The following is a 21,166-nucleotide window of genomic DNA, read 5'->3' on the forward strand; positions in this document are numbered from 1 at the left end:
GGCATGAGCGATCAGTCCGAGCACTCCGGAACCGAGAACTTCGACACCGAACTGGGCTCGATGAGCCTGGATGACGCCGTGGATGCTGGCGACGGTCAGCCAGACCTCCTCGACTCGAGCGAGGGCGACAGCCTGCCCGTGAGCCCACCGGACCGCCAGCCGCGCGCCACCGAGTGGGGCACGACCGCGTCCGAGCAGGCGCAGGAGGAGACGATCGACCAGCGCATCGCGCAGGAGGAGCCGGATCCGGCCTCGGCCTACGGCGCGCCCGACAACGAGTCCGGGCTGGACGACGGCCCACGGGTCGGCGGTGACGACGAGGACGCGATCTCCGCGGACGACGACTTCCTCGGGGAGCCGAGCGAGGACCTCGATGGTGGTTCCCTGACCACCCCGGACGAGGGCGTCCGTCCTGATGACGAGGGTGCCCTCGTGGGCGACGAAGGCACCGGATCCGGCGGGGCCGAGACGGCCGAGGAGTCGGCCATGCGCGTCGTCGAGGAGTGAGCGAGCGCGACACCGCAGCGCTGCCCAAGGCGCACCTGCACCTGCACTTCACCGGCTCGATGCGCGTCGAGACCGTCCGCGAGATGGCGCGCGCCCACGGGCTCCGGCTGCCGTCCGCCCTGGAGGCCGACTGGCCGGTGACGTTCGAGACCCGCGACGAACGTGGCTGGTTCCGGTTCCAGAGCCTCTATGACGCCGCCCGACACTGCGTGCGAGGAGAGGCCGACATGCGTCGAATCGTGCGGGAGGCCGCACTCGACGATGGCGCCGAGGGGTCGCGCTGGCTGGAGCTGCAGGTCGACCCCACGTCCTATGCACCCTTCGTGGGTGGCATCACCCCGGCGATCGAGATCGTGCTCGACGAAGCCGCTGAGATATCCCGCGAGGCAGGGGCGGCGCAGGTGGGCATCATCGTCGCGGCTTCGCGGATGCGCCACGAACTGGAGGCGCGCACCTTGGCGCGGCTGGCGGTGCGGTATGCCGGTGAAGGAGCGGGTGCCGTCGTCGGCTTCGGTCTGAGCAACGATGAGCGGCGCGGGGAGACGGAGGCCTTCGCGCCCGCCTTCGCGATCGCGCGCCGGGCCGGGCTGGCCTTGGTGCCGCACGCCGGTGAACTGCTGGGACCGGACGCGGTGGACCGGACACTCACGTCCTTGGTCCCGGACCGGTTGGGCCACGGGGTGCGGTCGGTGGAGGACCCGCGGACCCTGGACCGGCTGGTCGCCGATGGGGTGGCACTCGAGGTCTGCCCCGGGAGCAACATCTCCCTCGGCGTCTACGACGAGATCGAGGAGGTCCCGTTGCGGCGCTTGGTCGACGCGGGTGCGACCGTGGCGCTGGGGGCGGATGACCCGCTGATCTTCGGATCGCGTTTGCAGGCGCAGTACGAAGTGGCGCGCTTGCTCGAGTTCTCCGACGCCGAGCTGGCCGAGCTCGCGCGTGGCTCGCTGCGCGCGTCGCGTGCGCCGGCAGAGGTGCGCGACACGGCATACGCGGACATCGACGCCTGGTTGGGCGAAGAGGCGACCGTCGGCTGAGAGGCACGCGGCGGACGCGCGATCGGTCGGCGGACGCGGTCGGGCGGACGGGCGGGCGCGGTCGGGCGGACGGGCGGGCGGACGGGCGGGCGGACGGGCGGGCGGACGGACTCGAATCCATGTCGGCCCAGGACGTGTCTTTGCTCCCGCTGGCGATGCAAAGACACGTTCGTTGCTCTGGAGTCCGGACGCAATCGCACGTTGCCCGTCCGAGCCGCAGCGAATGGGGGTGTCTTTGCTCCAGCACGGCGGGGCAAGGAGGGCTGTGCGTTGTCCACAGGAGCCGGCGGGGGCGAGGGGTCGTCCACAGATGTGTCCAGTGCTCTGGTGCGACGCCGGACGGATGGCCGAGCGTCGGTGCATGACACCGGAACAGAGAGCAGAACAGGATCTGGCCGACCATGCGGCCGCAGCCAGGGAGTTGACGGTCGCGGGCGCGGTCGGTCTGGCGTTGCGTGACCACCGACGGCGGCTCGGGCTGTCGCAACGGGCCTACGCAGCGGTGCGACATCGCGCACCCAGCCTCATCGCCCGCCTCGAGACGGCTGCGGGGCGCTTCCGGCTCGATGATGTCGTCGAGGCGCTGGCGGGGACGGGATTCGCACTGGCGGTGGTCCGGCTCGCGGAGACCGAGGGCGCGGTCAGTTCAGCGACGATCGTCGACCCCATGGACTGGCCGCTCACCGAGCTCATCGCACGAGTCCGCGACGGCAGCAGGCGATTCCCCGCCCACCACGAGACCCGCTCGGTCATCAATCCGCCCGCATGGTGGTGGCATCGGGAGTTCTTCGTCGGGAAGGGGCCGGAACCGCGGTGGTATGCGCCGCGGACGGCATCCCCGCAGTCGACGTCTGGGCCCTCTCCGGACCAGGACGCGAGAGACGAGGCAGCCTGAGCCGACGGGCAACCCGAGTTTCCGTCAGCCCTCTTGCGTCACCTCATGAGGCAAAGACACTCCGCCGCATGGAGGATGCAGAGGGCCGGCCACCCGGCAACGGGCGCGACGTCAGAGTTCGTGGCCGACGAACACCGGCTCGTTGACCAACGTCACCCCGAAGCGGTCGTGCACCCCGTCGCGCACCTGGCGGGCCAACGCAGCCACATCGGAAGCAGCCGCCGAGCCACGGTTCGTCACGGCCAACGTGTGCTTCGTGGAGAGCGCCGCCGGTCCCGGCATCCCGAAGCCCTTGCCGAAGCCGGCCTTGTCGATGAGCCACGCAGCGCTCGTCTTGACGTCCCCGCTGGCATCCGCGAACCGCGGAGGGGTCGGTCCGTCCTCGCCGAGTTCGGCGCGCACCCGCTCGGTCAACGCCTCGAAGCGCACCGACGACATGATCGGGTTGGTGAAGAACGAACCACAGCTCCACGTGTCGTGATCGCTGGCGTCGAGCACCATTCCGCGACGACGCCGTTGCTCGAGCACGCCCTCGCGCGCCTGAGCGAGTGGCACCCGCTTCCCCACCTCGACGCCCAACCCCGACGCGAGATCGGCATAGGCAATGGGCTGCGAGAGCTCACTCAGAGCGAACTGGAACGTCACGTCGAGGACCACGAAGTCCGAACCGGCCTTGAAGATCGAGTGGCGATAGGTGAAGGCGCACTCCGCGGCCGTGAACGTCCGCACGTCCTGCGATCGGCGGTCGAAGACGCGCACGCGCGCGATGGTCTGCGCGACCTCCTGGCCATAGGCGCCGACGTTCTGCACCGGCGTCGCACCCGCAGATCCCGGTATGCCGGAGAGCGCCTCGATTCCCGACCAGCCTTCGTCGACCGCCCGGCTCACGACGTCGTCCCACACCTCGCCGGCGGCGACCCGGACCATCACACCGCCGCACGCATCGTCGGACTCCACCTCGATGCCGGACGTCGCGACCTTGAGCACCGTTCCGGCGAAGCCGCTGTCGGCGATGACGAGGTTGGACCCGCCACCGAGCACGAGCAGCGGCTCCTCGGCGTCGTCGACCTCGCGAACGGTGTCGACGATCTCGTCGATGGTCTCGGCGACGACGAGGCGCTGGGCGGGACCGCCGACTCGCATCGTCGTGTGCTCCGCCAAGGGTGCGTCGTGGAACTCCTGCATCAGTCGAGCTGGACGATCGCCGTGCACCGACCGAGGACCTTGTCGCCGCCTGCGGTGGCCGTGAGGTCGACGGTCGCACGGCGCGATTCCGGGTCCACACTCTTGACGACCCCGTCGATGACGACGTCGGCTCCGGTGGTCGGCACGACGACCGGCTTGGTGAACCGGGTGCCGAACTCGATGACGCGTCCAGCGCCGCCCACCCACTCGGACACGACCGAGCCTGCCGCACCCAGCGTCCACATGCCGTGCGCGATGACATCGGGCAGGCCGACGGACTTCGCGAACTCCTCGTCCTGGTGGATGGGGTTCTGGTCGCCCGACGCATGCGCGTAGGCCACGAGCGTCTCCCGGGAGACGGGAACCGTCACCGGTGCGATCACGTCGCCGGCCTCGGTCTCTGCTGCGGTGCGGACAGTCACTGGTCCTCCCCTCCCCGAACGACGATGGTGCTGGTCGAGGTGCACACCGGCTCCCCGTCCGCCGTCAGCTCCGTGCGGGTCGTGATCATCGCGTGCCCACCCGCCATGCGGATCGAGTCGATCGTCAGCTCACCCATGAGTGCGTCGCCTGCGGTGATCGGCCGGTGGTGGACGAACCGCTGCTCGCCGTGCACGACCCGGCCGTAGTCGATGCCCGCTTCGGGGTCCTGGACGTAGGCGCGGTCGCACTGCTGCGCGATCGTCACGGCGAACGTCGGCGGCGCGATGACATCCGCATACCCCGCCGCGCGCGCCACCTCGGCGTCGCGGTGCAGGGGGTCATCCGAGCCCACCGCGTCGGCGAAGGCGGCAATCTGATCGGCGCTCACGGCATACGGGCCGCTCGGCGGATAGGACCGACCCTGGAAGTCTGCGTTCACGGGCATGCGCACACTCTTTCAGATTGCGGAACGACGAACAGACCCGGGAACGACGAAGCCGCCCGGCACCGTGAGGTGGGGCGGCTTCGTCGAAACGAGGCGTGCGAAGCGCTGGGGTCAGCGGGTCTCGCGGTGCTCGGTGTGCTTCTTGCAGCGGGGGCAGAACTTCGCCAGCTCGAGCCGGTCGGGGTCGTTCCGACGGTTCTTCTTGGTGATGTAGTTGCGCTCCTTGCACTCCGTGCACGCCATGGTGATCTTGGGGCGGACGTCAGTGGCCTTGGCCATCGGGGCAACCTGCTCTCGGGAAAGTCGATCTGAAGTGGTCAGTCGCGCCAGCTCGCGAAGAGATTCGCGCGACGCCAGCACAACAGAGTACGCGACTTCGGGTATTCCCCGAAATCGCGCTGAGTAGCGGGAGCGGGGCTCGATCCCGCGACCTCACGATTATGAGTCGTGCGCTCTAACCAGCTGAGCTACCCCGCCTTGGGGGCCGTAGGTCATCGCTCACGCGATGGCCTGGACCAGAGCCCCCTGTCGGAATCGAACCGACGACCTTTTCCTTACCATGGAAACGCTCTGCCGACTGAGCTAAGGGGGCGTTTCAGGCACCGGGTCAGACCCGGGCTGAGTGCGTCGGGAATGCTACACGGACTCTGGCGCGAGGACGAAATCCGACCCCTCACGGTCCCGAACCACGCGGTTTCGCAGCGCCGCTCACGCCTCTGAGGTCTGCAGGTCGATGACCGTGAGCCCCGCAGTCTGGGCCGGGCCGTCCATGGCCGCGAGCGCTTCACCTGCCTGCTCCAACGTCACGACGGCGCCGACGAGTCGCTCGGGTCGCAGCGTGCCGTCCGCGATGAGCTCCAGCATGGCGGGGTACTCATGTGCGGCCATTCCGTGGGACCCGAAGATCTCCAACTCCTGCGCGACGACCTGGTCCATCGGCAGGGGTGCGGAGGCCGCTTCACCGAGGAGCAGCCCGATCTGGACGTGCCGGCCGCGCCGTCGCAGCGATGCGACCGAGGCCGCCGCGGTCACGGGGCTACCGAGCGCATCCACCGACACGTGGGCACCCCCACCCGTGAGTTCCTGCACGGCGGCCGCCGGGTCAGCACTGGACCCGGCATCCACGACATGTTCGGCACCCAACTCGCGCGCCCGTTCCAGGGCCGCTGCGGCAACGTCAACTGCGACGACGCGGGCGCCGAGCGCCCTGCCGATCATCACCGCTGACAGGCCCACGCCGCCACAACCATGGACGGCGAGCCAGTCGCCCGGACGCAACCGGCCATGGGCCGTGAGCGCCCGGAACGCGGTGGCGAACGGGCAGCCGAGCGACGCCGCTGTCACGAAGTCGATCGAGTCCGGCAGCGCCACGAGATTGACGTCGGCCGCGCGAATGGCCACTCGCTCTGCGAAGGACCCCGGGTCGGTGAACCCGGGCTGGGTCTGGTCGGGACACACCTGCGCCTCTCCTGCCAGACAGAACTCGCACACACCGCAGCCGCACACGAACGGCACCGTGACCCGATCCCCACGGTGCCAGCGCGTGACGTCGGCGCCGACCTCGACCACCGTCCCGGCAAACTCGTGGCCCGGGATGTTCGGGAGCGGGACGGGGTCATGGCCCTTCCACGCATGCCAGTCCGAGCGGCACACCCCGGTTGCACCGACCGCGACGATCGCGCCGTCCGGCGGGCAGTGGGGTTCGGGCACGTCTGTCACGGCCGGGAATTCGCCGATGGCGGAGTAGACGACGGCTTTCATGCCCACAGTCTGATCTCGTGGCAGTCTGGCGACATGACCGACTCCCAGGATGCGCGCCCGGAGACAGAGCTGGCCGACACGACCGAGGCGGACGAACGAGTTCTGGCGTTCTGGGAACGTGCCCGGCCACACGCGATCCGCGGTGTCGTCCCGGCCTACATGGGACCGTCACCGCTGGAGTCGGTGACACCGCCCGCGTGGTCGTTCGGAGCGACCCCGGAGCACGCCGACGAGCTGCTCGATCTCGTGCTCGCCGGGACCAAGACCGCCACGTCCGGAGCCCTGTGGGACTACGAAGCCGAGGACGAGCCCCTGCCCGAGGTGGGGACCCTGAGCATCGTCCTCGATGCTTCCGGGACACCCCGTGCACTCCTCGAGACGACCGACGTGCAGGTCGTGCCCTTCGACGAGGTGGACGAGGAGTTCGCCCGCCTCGAGGGTGAGGGCGACCTGTCCCTGGCCCACTGGCGTCGAGTGCACGAGGAGTTCTTCACCGAGGTGGCCGACCACGACCGCGGCTTCGCCCAGGACATGCCCGTGGTCTGCGAGCAGTTCCGCGTGGTCTACACGGACTGAGCGCGCCGAGCTGGTTGGCTCAGTAGCCCTGCCAGTTGCCCTGTCGCTCAAGGATGGTCGGCTCGAGCAGCGTCGAGGGCGAGAGCGGCATGGCGGCGCGGTCCTTCGGGAAGGTCTGGGCCGCCTCGAGAGTGTCCGCATCGAGGAACCGCGTGGTGGGTGCGTCCGCCGGCATCCGCAGCTCCGGGGCCGGTCCGTGCGTCGCGAGGAAGAATCCCCAGTCACCGAACGACGGAACGTCCACGTGGTATGCCGTGGGGCTCAGTCCCGCTGCCCGCAGCGACGCCGCTGTGGTCCAGTACGCCTCGGGCGCGAAGTAGGGCGACCCCGCCTGGACGACGACGCGACCGCCGGGGGCGAGTGCCCGCCGGACGAGCCCGTAGGTCTCGACCGAGTACAGCTTCGCGGTCGCCACGTCGTCGGCGTCGGGCATGTCGGCGATGACGACATCGAACTCTTGCTGGTTCGCGCGGAGCCACGCGAAGGCGTCGGCGTGGACCACGTGCAGGCGCGGGTCGGCGAACGCGTCGTCGTTGAGAGTGCGCAGGGTCGGGTCCTGACGGGCGAGTCGGACGACGGCCGGGTCGAGGTCGACCAGCGTCACGGACGCCACATCGTCGTAGCCCAGGAGTTCACGGGCAGCCAGGCCGTCTCCGCCGCCGAGCACGAGGGCCCTCTGCCGCCGCCCGGACATCGCCGGGTGCACGAGTGCCTCGTGATAGCGGTATTCGTCCACCGAGGAGAACTGCAGGTCGCCGTTCAGGAACAGCCGGGTGTCCTTGCCCTTCATGCTGCGCGTCACGACGATCTCCTGGTACGCGCTGCGCTCCGAGTGCACGACCGGGTCTCGGAAGATGCGCTGCCGAGCCGTCGCCTCGAACGTCGACGCCAGACCGGCGAGGGCGAGCAGGGTCGCAAGGGTCAGGACCAGTGCGCCGGCCACAAGCACGCGGGCCCGCCGACCTATGGACGTCCGAAAGAGGCCCAAGGTGACCGCGGCGCCGGCGGCTGCGTTGACCGCCCCGACCACGAGAGTGCCCTCGAGCAACCCGAGCCATGGCAGCAGGACGAAGGGGAAGGCCATTCCGCCCACGAGCGCCCCGACGTAGTCCGCCGCGAAGAGGTCGGCCACCGCCGACGAGGCTTCCTGACGTCGGATCCGCTGGAGCAGGGTCATGAGCAGCGGAATCTCGGCACCGATGAGGAGGCCGATCGCGAGCGCAAGAACGACGAGCATCGGCTGGTAGAGCGACCACCACGCGAACGCGGCATAGAGGACCAGGACGCTGGTGCCACCGACCAGGGCAAGCACGATCTCGACGGCGGCGAAAGCGACCGCAGCATGCCGGGTCAGCGGCTTGGCAGCCAGGGATCCGATGCCCATCGCGAAGACCATGAGCGCCAGGACGACCGACGCCTGCGTGATGGTGTTGCCGAGCAGGTAGGACCCGAGCGCAACGAGCGCCAACTCGTAGACGAGGCCACAGGCGGCGCAGACGAACACCGCCGCGAGCACCAGTGAGCGCCGCAGCCGTGCGCGACCGCTGAGCCGACCGCCCGCGGGGCCGCCAGGGGCTTCCGGGGCGTCGTCGTTGTGCGCGTCGGCGCGGTCGTTGACGAGGTTGGCGCTCACGGCAAGGACTCGTCAGCTGATCGCGGCGGCGACGATCAGCGCGACCGAGATGTGTGAGCTCGCGCCCACGATCGCCGCAGGGTGCCGTTCGTGGTCGGTGACCAGGTCGCCGAGTCGGCCGGGCGTGAACGCGTCGATGACGAGGAAGCAGACAGCCATGAGCGCGAGGCCGATCAGCCCGTAGACACCCGTCGAGATGAGGCCTTCGGCGAGCCCGTCATAGCTGGATCGGATTGCAGTCACGACGATGATGGCGACCGCGAGCATGTTCGACGCGAGCAGGACGGCTGCGTTGTTGTTGCGCTTGTCCCAGATGAGCTCGCGCAGGCTGCCGGGCGTCAGGGCGTCCACCACGCCATACCCGGCGGCCATCAGCAGCAGGCCGATCGCGCCGAATGCAGCGATCGCTCCGGCGTCGTACAGCAGATCTCCAGCGTCCATCATGTGCGTGCCTCTCAGGTGTGTCGTGCGGTGTCGAAGGGTTGACGAAAAGGTGTGGGGAGCGGCGAACTACTTGCCGAAGCCGGAGCCGCCACCGCGAATCCGGCTGCCGCCGGAGCCGTAGTAGCTCCTGCTGCCGTCGCGGTCGCAGGCCTCACGCGCCTGCGCGTCGGACGGCGTGACGCCCGTGAGGGTGCGTTGGTGCTCTTTGTAGCCCTGCATGCATTCCTCGTCGTCGCCACACCCCGTGAGCAGGGTCGCCGTGGTGAGGGCGACGAGCAGGGTGGTCAGCGGGCGTCTCATGAGGACTCCTCCGGGTGAGTGGGGTGGTTGGGGTGCGCCTCGTGGCCGACGGGTCGGACACGAGTGCGGGTCTGCACGACTTGGCCGTGCTGGGGGTAGACGTGCCAGGTGGTCCATCGAGCCCCGCCGTCGGGTGTCGGCTCGGCGTGCAGTGCGGTGACTGCGTGGTGGTCGCCGGGGAAGCACGCTGTGAGCGCGCCGGGGCGGCCCCGGAGGCCTTCCATGAGGGCGTCGACGCGGGCGCGCAGGGGCCCTGCCGCGAGTTCCTCCACTTGCGTCGTCAACTCGTACACCCACGGCGCGCCGGCAACCTGGGTACGCACCCCTGGCCTGGGCAGGGGCTCCCCCCGGCCGGGCACGTACGCCACCGTTTCGATCAGGGCGGGCATTCCGGGTCCGTCGAGCACCACTTGGTGAGAGGCACCGAGAATGCGCATTTCCAGCGGTAGGCCGACGGGACGGCGGGTCGCGACGGCCGGCAGTTCGCCGTGTGCGAGGGACCAGCGCAGGTCCTCGGCGCGGGTGTCGAGGTAGGGCAGGTCAAGATCGTGGTGCATCGTCGCCCTCCCGGAAGGCCCTGACCGCCGCGGCCGGCAGAGCGCGACCCGTGCTGACGTCCCACGGGAGCGTCCCGAACCGCTCGAACGACAGACGGTCGTCCTTGTGGCGGTAGTCCGCGTACTCACACCGCCCGGATGGCCCGTAGGGCGTACGCCCCTCGGTCAGGTACTCGGCCTCCCCCTTCTCGCGCCGCGTCCAGCGCCGCCCATCGACCCGCATCCAGCGGCCGTCCGGCTGCGTCACCTGCACGGTGAGGTCCGGGCGCGGAGTCCACAGCCTGACGGTGAGCTGACCCTCGTCGTCCTCGACCGACAGCCACTGACCGCCGAGTCCGGCGCCCTGGAGCAGGTGCTCGGACCACACGAAGCCGTCCTGCCTGAGCCATACGGAGCCGACGACAGTGGCCGAGGTCTCGGCCACGTGGACGACGAAACCGGGCTCGAGGTCGACGAGGGGCACAGTGGTGCGCATGGTTCCTTCGCTGGTCGGTGGGGAGGGCCAGGGGTCAGACCCCTCCACCAGCAGGTGGCGCCTCCCCCGGCCCGGAATACTAGACGGGAACCGTCACCGACCCGCGAGGTTGTCCCCAACCACCGCTCGGGAACGTCACAGGACGCAGGGAAGCTTCGCTGCGTTGTGTGAAGTGTGCGATCACAGGTCGGCCAGCGCGGTCCAGGCTTCCACGAGCGATGGCCCGTACCACGTGATCAAGCGTCCGTTGACCAAGCGAGTTGCGGTGCGGGAGAACGCTTCTGGCCCGTCACCCTCCGTGAAGACATACGGCTCGTCGGGCAGCAGCACGAGGTCAACGCCGGCGCCATCCAGCCGCTCGACGTCGACGTGGGGGTAGCGCCCCTCCTCCCCCGCCGTATCGACGCCGAGACCCAGTCGCGCCAGGAGGTCGGCGGTGAAGGTCGGGCGCCCGACGACCATCCACGGATCGCGCCAGATCGGCACGACGACGCGAGCGCGCGCCTCGGGCACCGGTCCGGCCCAGAGTCGCTCGGCCTCGACCAGCCAGCGGGGCTCGTCCCAGCCGGCAACCTCCACCAGGAGCCGCCTCATCGATGCGAGCGCCTGCGGCACCGTCTCGATGTCGGTGACCCACACCGGTATGCCGTCCGCGCGCAGCCGTCGTACGTCGAGTTCGCGGTTCTCCTCCTTGTTGGCGATCACGAGATCGGGCCGGAGCGCGGCGATGGCAGATCGGTCGGGGTTCTTGGTCCCCCGCACGCGGGTCACGTCGAGGTCCGCCGGGCGAGTACACCAGTCCGTCGCCCCGACCAGCACCTCGGGTGCAGTCTCAGCCACAGCCTCGGTGAGGGAGGGCACGAGGGAGACGACACGGCATACGGGATCGTCTGGAAGGACGACCTCGTGACCGAGGTCGTCGCGCAGTGTCCGAGTCACGCGCCCTCCTCGAGGTGCGCGCGGAGCGCTGCGCCGATGGCGCGCAGCGCATCCATGACGGCATCGCGACCGTGTCCCGGTGGGTTCTCGGTCCAGTTGGCGATGATCGCGTATGCCGTGGCGCGGCTGCCGCTGTCGACGATCCCCACGTCCGCGCGGACGCCGAGGTTCGTGCCGGTCTTGTTGGTGATGATCGGCCCGGCGTACTCCTCGGCGTGGGACAGCGGGTCCTGCTGCCAGGCCGACGCCACCATCGAGAGGTCCACGCCCGGCGCGAGCCAGCGGAGGACCTGCTCGCCGGTGGAGCCGGGGGTGGCGCGCTCGGCCCAGAGCCGACTCAGGACGGCGATGTGGTCGGAAGCGCATCCGAGGCTGAGGTGCGGTGGGTCCTCGGGACCTCGAAGGCCACGGACGACGTCGACGAGGTCTGAGCCGCCGGGTGCCCACTCGGCGGCCCGGGCGCGGATCGCGTCGAGCCCCAGGAGGTCGATGAGGACATTGGTCGCCCAGTTGTCACTCGTCGCGCCGACGAGGGCGGCGACATCGGCGAGTGGGAGGACATCAGTGGCAAGGTGCTGCCACAGACCGGAGTCAGCGACGGGCGGGACGTCGCGGCGGTCGAGGGGCTGGGCTGCCGTCAGGGAGCCGTCACGGAGTCGTTCGGCGAGCTCGATGAGCGCGAAGACCTTGCCGACACTCGCTGTCGACAACAACCGATCAAGATTGTGGTGCGCGAGAACCTCGCCGCCACCGAGGTCGACGATCGCAAGGGACCAGTCGACCTCGGGCGGCAGAGCGAGGTTCAGACGCACGGCGGTGGGCAGGCCTGGGTCAGCGCGGGGCCATGCGGAGAGCGCCGTCCATGCGGATCGTCTCTCCGTTGAGGTAGTCGTGGTCGATGATCGACAGCGCGAGCTTGGCGTACTCCTCCGGACGTGCGAGGCGCTGCGGGAAGGGCACCCCGGCGGCGAGTGCGGCGCGGAACTCTTCGGCCACCGTCGCGAGCATCGGGGTTTCGACGATGCCGGGGGCGATGGTGCAGACCCGGATGCCGTACTGCGCGAGGTCACGAGCTGCCGGGAGCGTCAGGCCCACGATGCCTCCCTTGGAGGAGCTGTAGGCAGCTTGGCCGACCTGGCCGTCGTAGGCCGCGATGCTCGCGGTGTTGATGACGACGCCGCGCTGGCCGTTCTCGTCGGCGTCGGTGGTCGCGATGGCTTCGGCGGCGATGGCCATGACGGTGAACGAGCCGATGAGGTTGATCTCGATGATCTTGCGATAGAGCGCGAGGTCGTGGACGCCCTTCTTGCCGAGGATGCGGGCGCTGGGGCCGATGCCGGCGCAGTTGACGACGATGCGCAGCGGGGCCGCGGCGTCGGCGTTCGCCTGCGTGACGGCGGCACGCACCTGCTCCTCGTCGGTGACATCGGTCGCGACGTAGGTGACGCCGTCCACCTGCGGAGCCTGCTCGATGCTCTGGGCCAGGTCGAGGGCGTGGACGTGGGCACCCTTGGCGGCGAGGGCGGCGGCCGTCGCGGCACCCAGGCCGGAGGCGCCGCCGGTGACGATGGCGGAGGTCTTGTCGATCTGCATGGGCGTCATCCTGTCACTGCCCGACCGCGCGCTGGTCTGGAGTTCCGCGACACTGTCCAGTCCGTGATCACGCCGCTCCTGCTGCCCTTCGGAGGCGCGGTTCAGGCGTGCAGTACCACTTTTCGGGCCCCAGCGCGTAACCTTGTGGTGCGTCCCGTCGTTCGGCGTGGGCGCTCAGCGACATGGGGCGCGGGATTTCGATCCCGGCGCGCGTCCGCCTTTCGAGCCGGTATGCCGTTCTCTCGGCTCGGCGGTGCGTCGCCCCGACACGGTGGCTCGGTGCCCCTCTGCGCGCCTTCCGTGTCCGAGAAGAAGAAGGTTCTCGCTTGGCTCAGCGATCCCGACGTGGTGGCACGACCCACACGCCGTCACGCGACCGACGCCGTTCGCAACCCCGCGATGGCGAGGGGATCATCCCTGTCCTCGCGAAGGCTGTCCGGCAGGTCGAGGCCGCAGCGCAACGCGGGAAGATCCGCCCAAGCCAGCGGACGGCATACCAGGTCGTGGCCTTGCTGGTGCGGGAGGAACGCGCACGGATCAAGGCCGACGCGACCATCTCGGAAGCGGAGCGCACCAACGGCCTGACGCGCCTCGATGGCATCGCGACGATCCTCGCGAAGACGGCTGCCCGTGACACGTCCCTGCTGGCGCTCCTGGCGGACGGCGCTGTGGTCTCGCCCATGGCGGCGAGCCTGAGGAACGACATGCTCCAGGCGGCCGGGCGCGAGGTCGAAGCCGAGCCGGAGGAGGTCATCGAGGCCGAACCTGCCGAGAGCGCGGCCGCGGCGTCGCGACGCGTCGTGCCGCAGACCGTCATCCAGCGCCAACTGGCGAACCCGTTCCTCGCGCCGGACTTCTCCGCAGCGCGCGCCCCCCGGCCCAAGACCAACCGCCTCGTGGGCTGGGAGTTGTTGTCGCCGCTGTTCCGGTCGTTCGAGTACGGCGGCGAGTCGGCCTCCATGCCGCTCCCCGAGCCGTCGGAGATCGTCCACGGCATCAAGGACCTCGAGCTCATGCACCACCAGGGGCAAGTGGTCGCGGCCGCCGCTGAGGGGCATCGCACCTTCCTCCTCGCCGACGAGCCCGGGCTCGGCAAGACGGCGCAGGCGCTGCTCGCGGCCGATGCCGCACACGCGTTCCCGCTGCTCGTTGTCGTGCCCAACGTCGTCAAGGCGAATTGGGCCCACGAGGCCGAACTGTGGACCCCGCGGCGCACTGCGACGGTCGTCCACGGCGACGGCGAGACGATCGACGGGTTCGCCGACATCGTCATCGTGAACTACGAGATCCTCGACCGGCACGTGGAGTGGCTCGGAGCGCACGGCTTCCGCGGCATGGTCGTGGACGAGGCGCACTTCATCAAGAACAAGTCGTCGCAGCGCTCGCGCAACGTCCTGTCGCTGTCGGCACGGATTCGCGAGCGGCACCACAACGCGCTGTTCATGGCGCTGACGGGTACGCCGTTGATCAACGACATCGAGGACTTCCGGGCGATCTGGCAGTTCCTCGGGTGGATCGACGACGAGAAGCCGCGCCCGGAGCTCATGGCCGCGTTGGAGGAGACGGGGCTCGTGCCGTCGTCGCCGGGGTTCTATGCGGCAGCGCGGACGGCGGTCATCAACATGGGGATCGTGCGGCGCCGCAAGGTTGATGTTGCTGCGGACATTCCTGCTCGTCGTGTTGCCGACCTGCCGGTGGAGTTGGATGACGCCGTCGGGCGTTCGATCCGCGCTGCAGAGGCGGAGCTGGCGGCTCGGCTGGTGGAGCGCTATCGCTACACGATGTCGACGCGTTCAGAGTCGGGTGTGGGTGGCGGCGAACTCGTCAGCGGGATCGACCTGGAGCTGGTCCGCCGCGTGGCGGCCGCCGAGCTCAAGAACACCGGCACGGGATCCGACAAGGGCGACAACGTCTTCACCCTCATGCGCAAGATCGGGCAGGCCAAGGCCGGTCTGGCTGCGGACTACGCGGCCCAGCTGTCGCGCAACGTCGGCAAGGTCGTCTTCTTCGCCAAGCACCTCGACGTCATGGACGTGGCCGAGGAGACGTTCGCCAAGCGCGGGATCGGCTACTCGTCGATCCGCGGTGACCAGACGCCCAAGGTGCGCAAGGAGAACATCGCCGCGTTCCTGGAGGATCCCGCGGTCGAGATCATCGTGTGTTCGTTGACGGCGGCCGGTGTGGGCCTGAACCTGCAGGTCGCGTCCAACGTCGTCCTGGCCGAACTGTCCTGGACATCGGCCGAGCAGACCCAGGCGATCGACCGCGTGCACCGCATCGGTCAGACCGAGCCGGTCACCGCGTGGCGGATCATCGCGGCCCAGACGATCGACTCGCAGTTGGCGCAGCTGATCGACGACAAGGCCGGACTCGCGGCTCGTGCTCTGGACGGGTCCGACGAGGAAGTGGGCTCGTCGGCGGACGTCCAGCTCGAGGCTCTCGTCGCGCTCCTGACCGACGCCCTCAAACAGGCCGACGCCGGGGTTGCTACAGACTCAATGTCCGTCGACTGAGCCTGGCGGATCGACTGGCGCCACGACCTCGATGTGAGCACCGAGTTCTCGAAGCACTTCGACGAGCCGGCCGCCGTAGAGATTCGGGCGGCCGCTCTCGAGCTCGTAGATATATCGGCGGCTGATGCCCAAGGTCTCGGCGAAGAGAGAGGCGCGAATATCCACCCGTTGCCCACTTGAGTCCCAAGCGCGGGTCGCCACCGACGGCGCGAGAGCGCATACTTCAAGCAATGGCCACTTCAGCTGCACACCCGCGCCCTCGTCACTCCAACAGCCCGTTCGCACCTCGACCCGAGCCCGAAGTCGAGCTGTTCGAGACGAACGACCGCGTCTGCCACGACTCCTACGGGCTCGGACGCGTCGTGAGCGTCGACCTCGGCGGGGCGACGGTCGACTTCACCAGCAGGACGGTTCGGATCGAAACGCCGTTCCGCAGGATGACCAAGCTCTAGCTCGGTTTCTGCGCGGCCCTACCCGCCGACTATCAGCTGAGCCGATCGACGCCCTCTGCCGTGCTCAGCGGGTTTGGGCAACGAGCGAGCTGATCGTCCGGCGGTAGGTCCGTGACCGACGGGGTAGCTCAGACGTTGCGGCGGTACTGGCCTCCGACCTCGAAGAAGGCGTCCGTCACCTGCTGGAGGGTGCACACCCGCGCCGCGTCCATGAGGACGGCGAACACGTTGTCGCCGTTCATCGCGGCCTCACGCAGGCGCTGGAGCTGGACCTCGGCCTCGTCGCGGTGCTCGTCCCGGTAGGCGCGGACGCGCTCGAGTTGGGACTCCTTCTCGGACTCCGACGCGCGTGCCAGTTCGATGTGCTGCGGTGTCCCGTCCTCGGCGTCAGCCTTGCGGAACGTGTTGACACCGATGATCGGCAGCGACCCGTCGTGCTTGCGGTGCTCATAGAGCATCGACTCGTCCTGGATCTTGCCGCGCTGGTATCCGGTCTCCATCGCACCCAGCACGCCGCCACGCTCCGAGATCCGGTCGAATTCGGCCAGCACAGCAGCCTCGACCATGTCGGTGAGCTCGTCGATGATGAACGACCCCTGGAGCGGGTTCTCGTTCATCGCCAGGCCCCACTCGCGGTTGATGATCATCTGGATCGCCAGCGCCCGACGCACGGAGTCGGGGCTCGGCGTCGTCACGGCCTCGTCGAAGGCGTTGGTGTGCAGCGAGTTCGCGTTGTCATAGATCGCGATGAGCGCCTGCAGCGTCGTGCGGATGTCGTTGAAGTCCATCTCCTGCGCGTGCAGCGACCGACCCGACGTCTGGACGTGGTACTTCAGCTTCTGCGACCGCTCGTTCGCGCCATACTTCTCGCGCATCGCCACCGCCCAGATCCGCCGAGCGACTCGACCGATGACGGAGTACTCCGGGTCCATGCCGTTGGAGAAGAAGAACGACAGGTTCGGCGCGAAGTCGTTGATGTCCATGCCGCGCGCGAGGTACGCCTCGACATAGGTGAACCCGTTGGCGAGGGTGAACGCGAGCTGACTGATGGGGTTCGCCCCGGCCTCGGCGATGTGATAGCCCGAGATCGACACCGAATAGAAGTTGCGCACCTGCTGCTCGATGAACCACTCCTGGATGTCGGCCATCATCCGAAGCGAGAACTCTGTCGAGAACAGGCAGGTGTTCTGCCCTTGGTCCTCCTTGAGAATGTCCGCCTGGACCGTGCCGCGCACCGACGACAGAGCAGACGCCCGTATGCCGTCCGCTTCCTCTGCGTTCGGCTCCCGTCCGTTCTCGGTCGCGAACTTCTCGAGCTCCCGGTCGATCACGGTGTTGAGGAAGAACGCGAGGATCGTCGGCGCCGGGCCGTTGATCGTCATCGAGACACTCGTCGACGGCGACGTGAGGTCGAAGCCGTCGTAGAGCGCCTTCATGTCGTCGAGCGTCGCGATCGAGACACCGGACGTGCCGACCTTGCCGTAGATGTCAGGACGCGGGTCGGGGTCACGGCCATAGAGCGTCACCGAGTCGAACGCGGTCGACAGGCGCGTCGCCGGCTGCCCCTCGGAGAGCAACTTGAAGCGGCGGTTGGTGCGGAACGGGTCGCCCTCACCGGCGAACATCCGCGCCGGGTCCTCGTTGTCGCGCTTGAACGGGAAGACACCGGCCGTGAAGGGGAAGTAGCCAGGAAGGTTCTCGCGACGAAGGAACGACACAAGGTCGCCGTTGTCCGCGAACTTCGGCACGGCGACGCGGCGAACCTTGTTGCCGGACAGCGATTCCTTCACGAGTGACGTGTGGAGTTCCTTGTCGCGGATACGCACGACCTGCTCGTCACCGGAGTAGGCCTCGACGGTCGCCGGCCATTTCTCGATGGCCTCACCGACCGCCGTCGGGAGCTCCTTGCGGGCCTCCCCGAGCAACTGGTCGACCGCGTGGTCCTCATGACCGGCGGCCGCCAACTCGTCATCCACGAACTCGAGCCGCTGCACGCGACGGGCCTGGACGGCATACGCCTCGGTTTGCTGGTGATAGCCGCGGACGGTGTCGGTGATCTCCGAGAGATAGCGCACGCGCGCGGCCGGGACGATCTGGCGCAGCACCGACGAGTGGCGCACGTCGACATGCGGCAGCGCACCCTCGGCGAGCTCAAGACCCTTCTCGGACAACAGGTTTCGCAGCTCCTGGTAGAGCGCGGTGACGCCGTCGTCGTTGAACGTCGCGGCCGAAGTGCCGAAGACCGGCATGTCCTCGGGCTTCTTGCCGAAGGCGCCGCGGTTGCGGACGAGCTGGCGCCCGACGTCGCGCAGCGCGTCCATGGCGCCGCGGCGCTCAAACTTGTTGATCGCGACGATGTCGGCGAAGTCGAGCATGTCGATCTTCTCGAGCTGGGACTGGGCGCCGAACTCTGGCGTCATGACATACATCGACACGTCGGCGAACGGCACGATCGCCGCGTCACCCTGACCGATCCCCGGCGTCTCGATGACGATGAGGTCGTATGCCGCGGCCTTGAGGATCGTGATGACGTCCTCGAGCGCTTCGGGCACCTCGCGACCACCGCGGGTCGCCAGGGAGCGGAAGAAGATGCAGTCCCCGTCCAGGGCATTCATCCGAATGCGGTCGCCCAGCAGCGCGCCACCCCCCTTGCGTCGGGTCGGGTCCACCGCGACGACGGCGACGCGCAGCTTGTCCTGCTGGTCGACGCGAAGGCGACGGACCAGTTCGTCGGTGAGGCTCGACTTGCCGGAGCCACCGGTGCCGGTGATGCCGACGACGGGCACGTGGCGGCTGGCTGCGGCCTTCTCGAGTTCGGCACGGAGGTCGGCGCTGAGCGCGGCGCGCTCGGCGCCGGTGATGGCGCGCGCAACGGCGGCGCGCTCCCCCGACAGGACGGCGGCAGCGTCAGCCGGCCCAGCGGCATACAGGTCGGTGTCGCACGCCTCGATGACGGTGTTGATCATCCCGACGAGGCCCATGCGCTGGCCGTCCTCGGGGCTGAAGATCGTCACGCCAGCCTCGCGCAGTCGGGCGATCTCGTCGGCGACGATGACGCCGCCGCCACCCCCGACGACCTTGACGTGACCGGCGCCGGCTTCGCGGAGGAGCTCGACGAGGTACTCGAAGTACTCGACGTGGCCACCCTGGTAGGACGAGACGGCGACACCCTGGACGTCCTCCTCGATCGCCGCGTCGACGACCTCCTGGACGGAGCGGTTGTGCCCAAGGTGGATGACCTCGGCGCCCTGGCTCTGCATGATGCGCCGCATGATGTTGATCGACGCGTCGTGGCCGTCGAAGAGGCTCGACGCGGTGACGATGCGAACCGGGTTCTGGGGCACGTGGAGCTCGGGCGACGTCTGTGTCATACCGAAATAGTAGGACGTCCTACTAAATCTGGGAAGTCACGCCGGTGCCGGCCATCACCGCTTCTTCTTGATCTCGGTGAACTCTTTGGGCATGTAGGGGAGCATGTCCGCCTCGTGCCGGGCGCGCGCGAAGTGGTCCCCTGCCCCCGTCGCCCCGCGACGGTGCAGGTAGATGACCAAAAGGGCGATGACAGCGAGGAAGGTGATGAAGAACCACACCGTCAGGCGCCTCCGCCGTAGCCACCGGAGCCGTCGCCCCGGTGTGCCTGCCCGCCGAGCGTCCCGGCCGTGGTGTCCGTGGAGCCGTTCTGGGACATGCCCGAGGAGCCGCGGCGGTTCAGGATGAAGGCCAGGACTGCGATCACTGCAATGAGGATGATGAGGAACTTCATGAACTGCCTCCCCTGCCGCTGGCGGATCCAGCTGATCGCATCACCCTACCTGCCCACCTGCGTGAAATCGCGGGTCGAGGTCAGCGCACGACTGCAGATGCGTACGGGTCTGGCGCAGTCGCATCCACCAGCCATTCGGTGGCCGCGCGGACGAAGTCGTCGCCGACTCGCGACAGCGGGACGTCGGCGATGAGACGCCGCCACGACTCGGCCCGGTGCAGGCACGAGAGACGGTCGGCTGCGGGCAGGAGAGCATGCAGCGCCGCTCGGTCGGCGAGGTCGGTCCACGGCTCGACGAACACTTCAGCCACACGAGCAAGATTGGGGTCGTCGGCTGCGAGGTTCCCGCGATTGCGAAGGATCCACATCGGGATGCGGGCGACCGTGAGCGGGTGCGTCCAGAGTGCGTCGCCCAGGTCGATGAACGCCGCTCCGTCGCCCAGTCGGAAGGCGTTGCCGAGGTGGAGGTCGTTGTGTTGGAGCGATTCCGGCAGTCCGCTCTCCGCGAGCACCGCGGCGGCCTCGGCCACGTGATCGAGGCCAGCTCGTATGCCGTCCGCCTCCAGTGCGCTCGGGCGCCGCGGGTCCTCACCCGGCAGGTCGAGAAGCTCGGCCAGAAGCCGCTCCACCCATGACACGACGTCATCGGGGTCCTTCGGGAACCGGCTCAGGCCAGTCGCCAACAGCGCGCCCTCGTGTGCGGCGAGCACCCGCTGCGCTTCGGCGTACTGCTTCGCGACCGCGATCCAGTCTGCGGCTGGCGGCATCTCGTCGTCCCACAACGGCATACCGAGGTCGGCCGTTGCCAGCCATCCTCGGGACGGTTCGGCGGCGACGATGGGGGCAACCATTCCGGGCAGGATGTCTTCCACAACGGAGGCGAGCGCAGCCTCGAACGCCTGCGATGGCGCGTTCTCCTTGACCCAGACCTTGCCCTGGTCGGTCTCGATGCTCAGCACGGTCGACCAGAACCGGACGCGTTCCTGGACAAGGGGACCAGTGACCGCGCGGCCGGTCTGCTCGATCGCCGGTCGCAGCCACGCGTCGAGCTCTGCGTGCCAGGCGTCGCTGCTCCACTGCTCCATGAGGTCAGTCACGCGAGGTCGCCACCCATTGGATCGCCTCGGCGTAGCCCGCCACACCGCGCCCGATGACCTGGTGGTCGGTGACATCGGTGAGGTAGCTGTGGTGTCGGAACTCCTCGCGCGCGTGGATGTCACTGATGTGCACCTCGACCCGCGGCACGGTCACTGCCGAGACCGCGTCGCGCAGCGCGACCGAGGTGTGGGTGTAGCCGGCTGCGTTGATGACGAGACCGGCGATGCCTCGACGGCCCTCCTGAACCCAGTCGATGAGCACGCCCTCGTGGTTGCTCTGCCGGAACTCGAGAGTCAGACCAGCTGCCTCGCATGCCACCCGGCACAGCGCCTCGACGTCGGCGAGGGTGTCGCTTCCGTAGATCTCGGGCTCTCGCTCCCCCAGCAGGTTGAGATTGGGGCCGTTGATGACGAGCACCGTGGTCGGCTCCAGTCGGCGAGATTCCATACGCCGAGTATGCCGTCCGCCCACCTCCCGCTCCCCCACGTCGACTTATTGCCCGAATGGGACACGCGGCGGAGGCCTTCGGCCGACAACGCGTGTCCCATTCGGGCAATAAGTCGGGTTGTT

25 protein-coding genes and 2 tRNA genes are annotated in these 21,166 nt (G+C 68.8%); 7 read left to right on the forward strand and 20 right to left on the reverse strand.

The annotated features are described in order from the left end of the window. The first annotated feature begins 3 nt into the window (after positions 1–3). The 3 genes from N802_RS05560 to N802_RS05570 all read left to right on the forward strand — a co-directional run bounded on the left by N802_RS05560 (position 4) and on the right by N802_RS05570 (position 2,439). Positions 4–507 carry a DUF5709 domain-containing protein gene (locus tag N802_RS05560; RefSeq protein WP_035913411.1) on the forward strand — a complete coding sequence of 168 codons (504 nt, stop codon included), beginning with the start codon at positions 4–6 and terminating at the stop codon, positions 505–507. Beyond that, positions 504–1,544, forward strand: a complete 1,041-nt coding sequence (locus N802_RS05565) for an adenosine deaminase (RefSeq protein WP_035913415.1) — start codon at positions 504–506, stop codon at positions 1,542–1,544. The genes N802_RS05560 and N802_RS05565 overlap by 4 nt, the downstream gene beginning before the upstream one ends. 361 nt (positions 1,545–1,905) lie before the next feature. Then, positions 1,906–2,439 carry a hypothetical protein gene (locus N802_RS05570; RefSeq protein WP_156971295.1) on the forward strand — a complete coding sequence of 178 codons (534 nt, stop codon included), beginning with the start codon at positions 1,906–1,908 and terminating at the stop codon, positions 2,437–2,439. A 111-nt stretch (positions 2,440–2,550) separates the two neighbouring features. On the opposite strand, the gene N802_RS05575 is transcribed toward N802_RS05570, so the two are convergent. From N802_RS05575 to N802_RS05605, 7 genes are all read right to left on the reverse strand, one after another. Then, entirely contained in the window at positions 2,551–3,624 is a 1,074-nt protein-coding gene (locus tag N802_RS05575) for a UDP-N-acetylmuramate dehydrogenase (RefSeq protein WP_035913422.1), read from the reverse strand. Further along, positions 3,624–4,046 (reverse strand): MaoC family dehydratase, encoded by a 423-nt coding sequence (locus tag N802_RS05580; RefSeq protein ID WP_035913425.1) that lies wholly within the window; start codon positions 4,044–4,046, stop codon positions 3,624–3,626. Before N802_RS05580 ends, N802_RS05575 begins: the two co-directional genes overlap by 1 nt. Further along, on the reverse strand, positions 4,043–4,492 hold the full coding sequence (locus N802_RS05585) for an FAS1-like dehydratase domain-containing protein (protein WP_035913430.1): 450 nt from the start codon (positions 4,490–4,492) through the stop codon (positions 4,043–4,045). The genes N802_RS05580 and N802_RS05585 overlap by 4 nt, the downstream gene beginning before the upstream one ends. A 111-nt stretch (positions 4,493–4,603) precedes the next feature. After that, complete coding sequence (rpmG, locus tag N802_RS05590; RefSeq protein ID WP_035913435.1) at positions 4,604–4,771, reverse strand: 50S ribosomal protein L33; 168 nt, start codon at positions 4,769–4,771, stop codon at positions 4,604–4,606. 124 nt (positions 4,772–4,895) lie between these two features. After that, a tRNA-Met gene (locus N802_RS05595) sits at positions 4,896–4,969 on the reverse strand. A 42-nt stretch (positions 4,970–5,011) separates the two neighbouring features. Next, positions 5,012–5,084: transfer RNA gene (locus N802_RS05600), tRNA-Thr, on the reverse strand. Between the two features lie 116 nt (positions 5,085–5,200). Beyond that, complete coding sequence (locus tag N802_RS05605) at positions 5,201–6,253, reverse strand: zinc-dependent alcohol dehydrogenase family protein (RefSeq protein ID WP_035913437.1); 1,053 nt, start codon at positions 6,251–6,253, stop codon at positions 5,201–5,203. Positions 6,254–6,286: 33 nt separating this feature from the next. On the opposite strand from N802_RS05605, the gene N802_RS05610 reads away from it, so the two are divergent. Further along, a complete protein-coding gene (locus N802_RS05610) occupies positions 6,287–6,829 on the forward strand; it encodes an ASCH domain-containing protein (protein WP_035913439.1) in 543 nt (180 codons plus the stop codon). 19 nt (positions 6,830–6,848) lie between these two features. Here N802_RS05610 and N802_RS05615 read toward each other — a convergent pair whose 3' ends face one another. The 8 genes from N802_RS05615 to N802_RS05650 form a co-directional block, all read right to left on the reverse strand. Beyond that, positions 6,849–8,462 carry a polyamine aminopropyltransferase gene (locus N802_RS05615; RefSeq protein ID WP_084071895.1) on the reverse strand — a complete coding sequence of 538 codons (1,614 nt, stop codon included), beginning with the start codon at positions 8,460–8,462 and terminating at the stop codon, positions 6,849–6,851. A gap of 12 nt (positions 8,463–8,474) precedes the next feature. Further along, positions 8,475–8,906: a DUF350 domain-containing protein gene (locus tag N802_RS05620; RefSeq protein ID WP_245613840.1), complete on the reverse strand. Its 432-nt coding sequence runs from the start codon at positions 8,904–8,906 to the stop codon at positions 8,475–8,477. Between the two features lie 66 nt (positions 8,907–8,972). After that, positions 8,973–9,206, reverse strand: a complete 234-nt coding sequence (locus tag N802_RS05625) for a hypothetical protein (RefSeq protein WP_035913443.1) — start codon at positions 9,204–9,206, stop codon at positions 8,973–8,975. Beyond that, positions 9,203–9,763, reverse strand: a complete 561-nt coding sequence (locus tag N802_RS05630) for a DUF2617 family protein (protein WP_052109463.1) — start codon at positions 9,761–9,763, stop codon at positions 9,203–9,205. Before N802_RS05630 ends, N802_RS05625 begins: the two co-directional genes overlap by 4 nt. Then, positions 9,747–10,238 carry a DUF4178 domain-containing protein gene (locus N802_RS05635; protein ID WP_052109464.1) on the reverse strand — a complete coding sequence of 164 codons (492 nt, stop codon included), beginning with the start codon at positions 10,236–10,238 and terminating at the stop codon, positions 9,747–9,749. Before N802_RS05635 ends, N802_RS05630 begins: the two co-directional genes overlap by 17 nt. Positions 10,239–10,418: 180 nt before the next feature. After that, positions 10,419–11,177 (reverse strand): helical backbone metal receptor, encoded by a 759-nt coding sequence (locus N802_RS05640; RefSeq protein ID WP_084071897.1) that lies wholly within the window; start codon positions 11,175–11,177, stop codon positions 10,419–10,421. Then, positions 11,174–11,989 (reverse strand): serine hydrolase, encoded by an 816-nt coding sequence (locus N802_RS05645; protein WP_035913445.1) that lies wholly within the window; start codon positions 11,987–11,989, stop codon positions 11,174–11,176. The genes N802_RS05640 and N802_RS05645 overlap by 4 nt, the downstream gene beginning before the upstream one ends. A gap of 19 nt (positions 11,990–12,008) precedes the next feature. After that, positions 12,009–12,770, reverse strand: coding sequence for an SDR family NAD(P)-dependent oxidoreductase (locus N802_RS05650; protein WP_035913447.1), 762 nt, complete (start codon positions 12,768–12,770; stop codon positions 12,009–12,011). A gap of 326 nt (positions 12,771–13,096) precedes the next feature. Here N802_RS05650 and N802_RS05655 point away from each other — a divergent pair, with 326 nt between their 5' ends. From N802_RS05655 to N802_RS05660, 3 genes are read left to right on the forward strand one after another with little or no spacing between them, the layout of a single operon-like run. Next, a complete protein-coding gene (locus tag N802_RS05655; RefSeq protein WP_035913448.1) occupies positions 13,097–15,283 on the forward strand; it encodes a DEAD/DEAH box helicase in 2,187 nt (728 codons plus the stop codon). A gap of 33 nt (positions 15,284–15,316) precedes the next feature. Next, positions 15,317–15,463: a hypothetical protein gene (locus N802_RS20175; protein WP_156971296.1), complete on the forward strand. Its 147-nt coding sequence runs from the start codon at positions 15,317–15,319 to the stop codon at positions 15,461–15,463. Positions 15,464–15,513: 50 nt separating this feature from the next. Then, the gene (locus tag N802_RS05660; protein WP_035913450.1) at positions 15,514–15,735 is read left to right on the forward strand and encodes a hypothetical protein; all 222 of its coding nucleotides are present in this window, start codon (positions 15,514–15,516) and stop codon (positions 15,733–15,735) included. A gap of 128 nt (positions 15,736–15,863) precedes the next feature. Here N802_RS05660 and icmF read toward each other — a convergent pair whose 3' ends face one another. The 5 genes from icmF to aroQ all read right to left on the reverse strand — a co-directional run bounded on the left by icmF (position 15,864) and on the right by aroQ (position 21,043). Next, entirely contained in the window at positions 15,864–19,106 is a 3,243-nt protein-coding gene (icmF, locus tag N802_RS05665) for a fused isobutyryl-CoA mutase/GTPase IcmF (RefSeq protein WP_035913453.1), read from the reverse strand. 54 nt (positions 19,107–19,160) lie between these two features. After that, complete coding sequence (locus tag N802_RS20180; protein WP_156971297.1) at positions 19,161–19,325, reverse strand: hypothetical protein; 165 nt, start codon at positions 19,323–19,325, stop codon at positions 19,161–19,163. Positions 19,326–19,327: 2 nt separating this feature from the next. Beyond that, positions 19,328–19,498 (reverse strand): hypothetical protein, encoded by a 171-nt coding sequence (locus N802_RS20185; protein ID WP_156971298.1) that lies wholly within the window; start codon positions 19,496–19,498, stop codon positions 19,328–19,330. Positions 19,499–19,578: 80 nt separating this feature from the next. Then, positions 19,579–20,595, reverse strand: a complete 1,017-nt coding sequence (locus N802_RS05670) for a phosphotransferase (RefSeq protein WP_035913456.1) — start codon at positions 20,593–20,595, stop codon at positions 19,579–19,581. Further along, positions 20,588–21,043, reverse strand: a complete 456-nt coding sequence (gene aroQ / locus N802_RS05675) for a type II 3-dehydroquinate dehydratase (RefSeq protein WP_035913459.1) — start codon at positions 21,041–21,043, stop codon at positions 20,588–20,590. Before aroQ ends, N802_RS05670 begins: the two co-directional genes overlap by 8 nt. Positions 21,044–21,166: the final 123 nt, after the last annotated feature.

The sequence above is a fragment of the Knoellia sinensis KCTC 19936 genome (assembly GCF_000768705.1).
Taxonomy (GTDB): Bacteria; Actinomycetota; Actinomycetes; order Actinomycetales; family Dermatophilaceae; genus Knoellia; species Knoellia sinensis.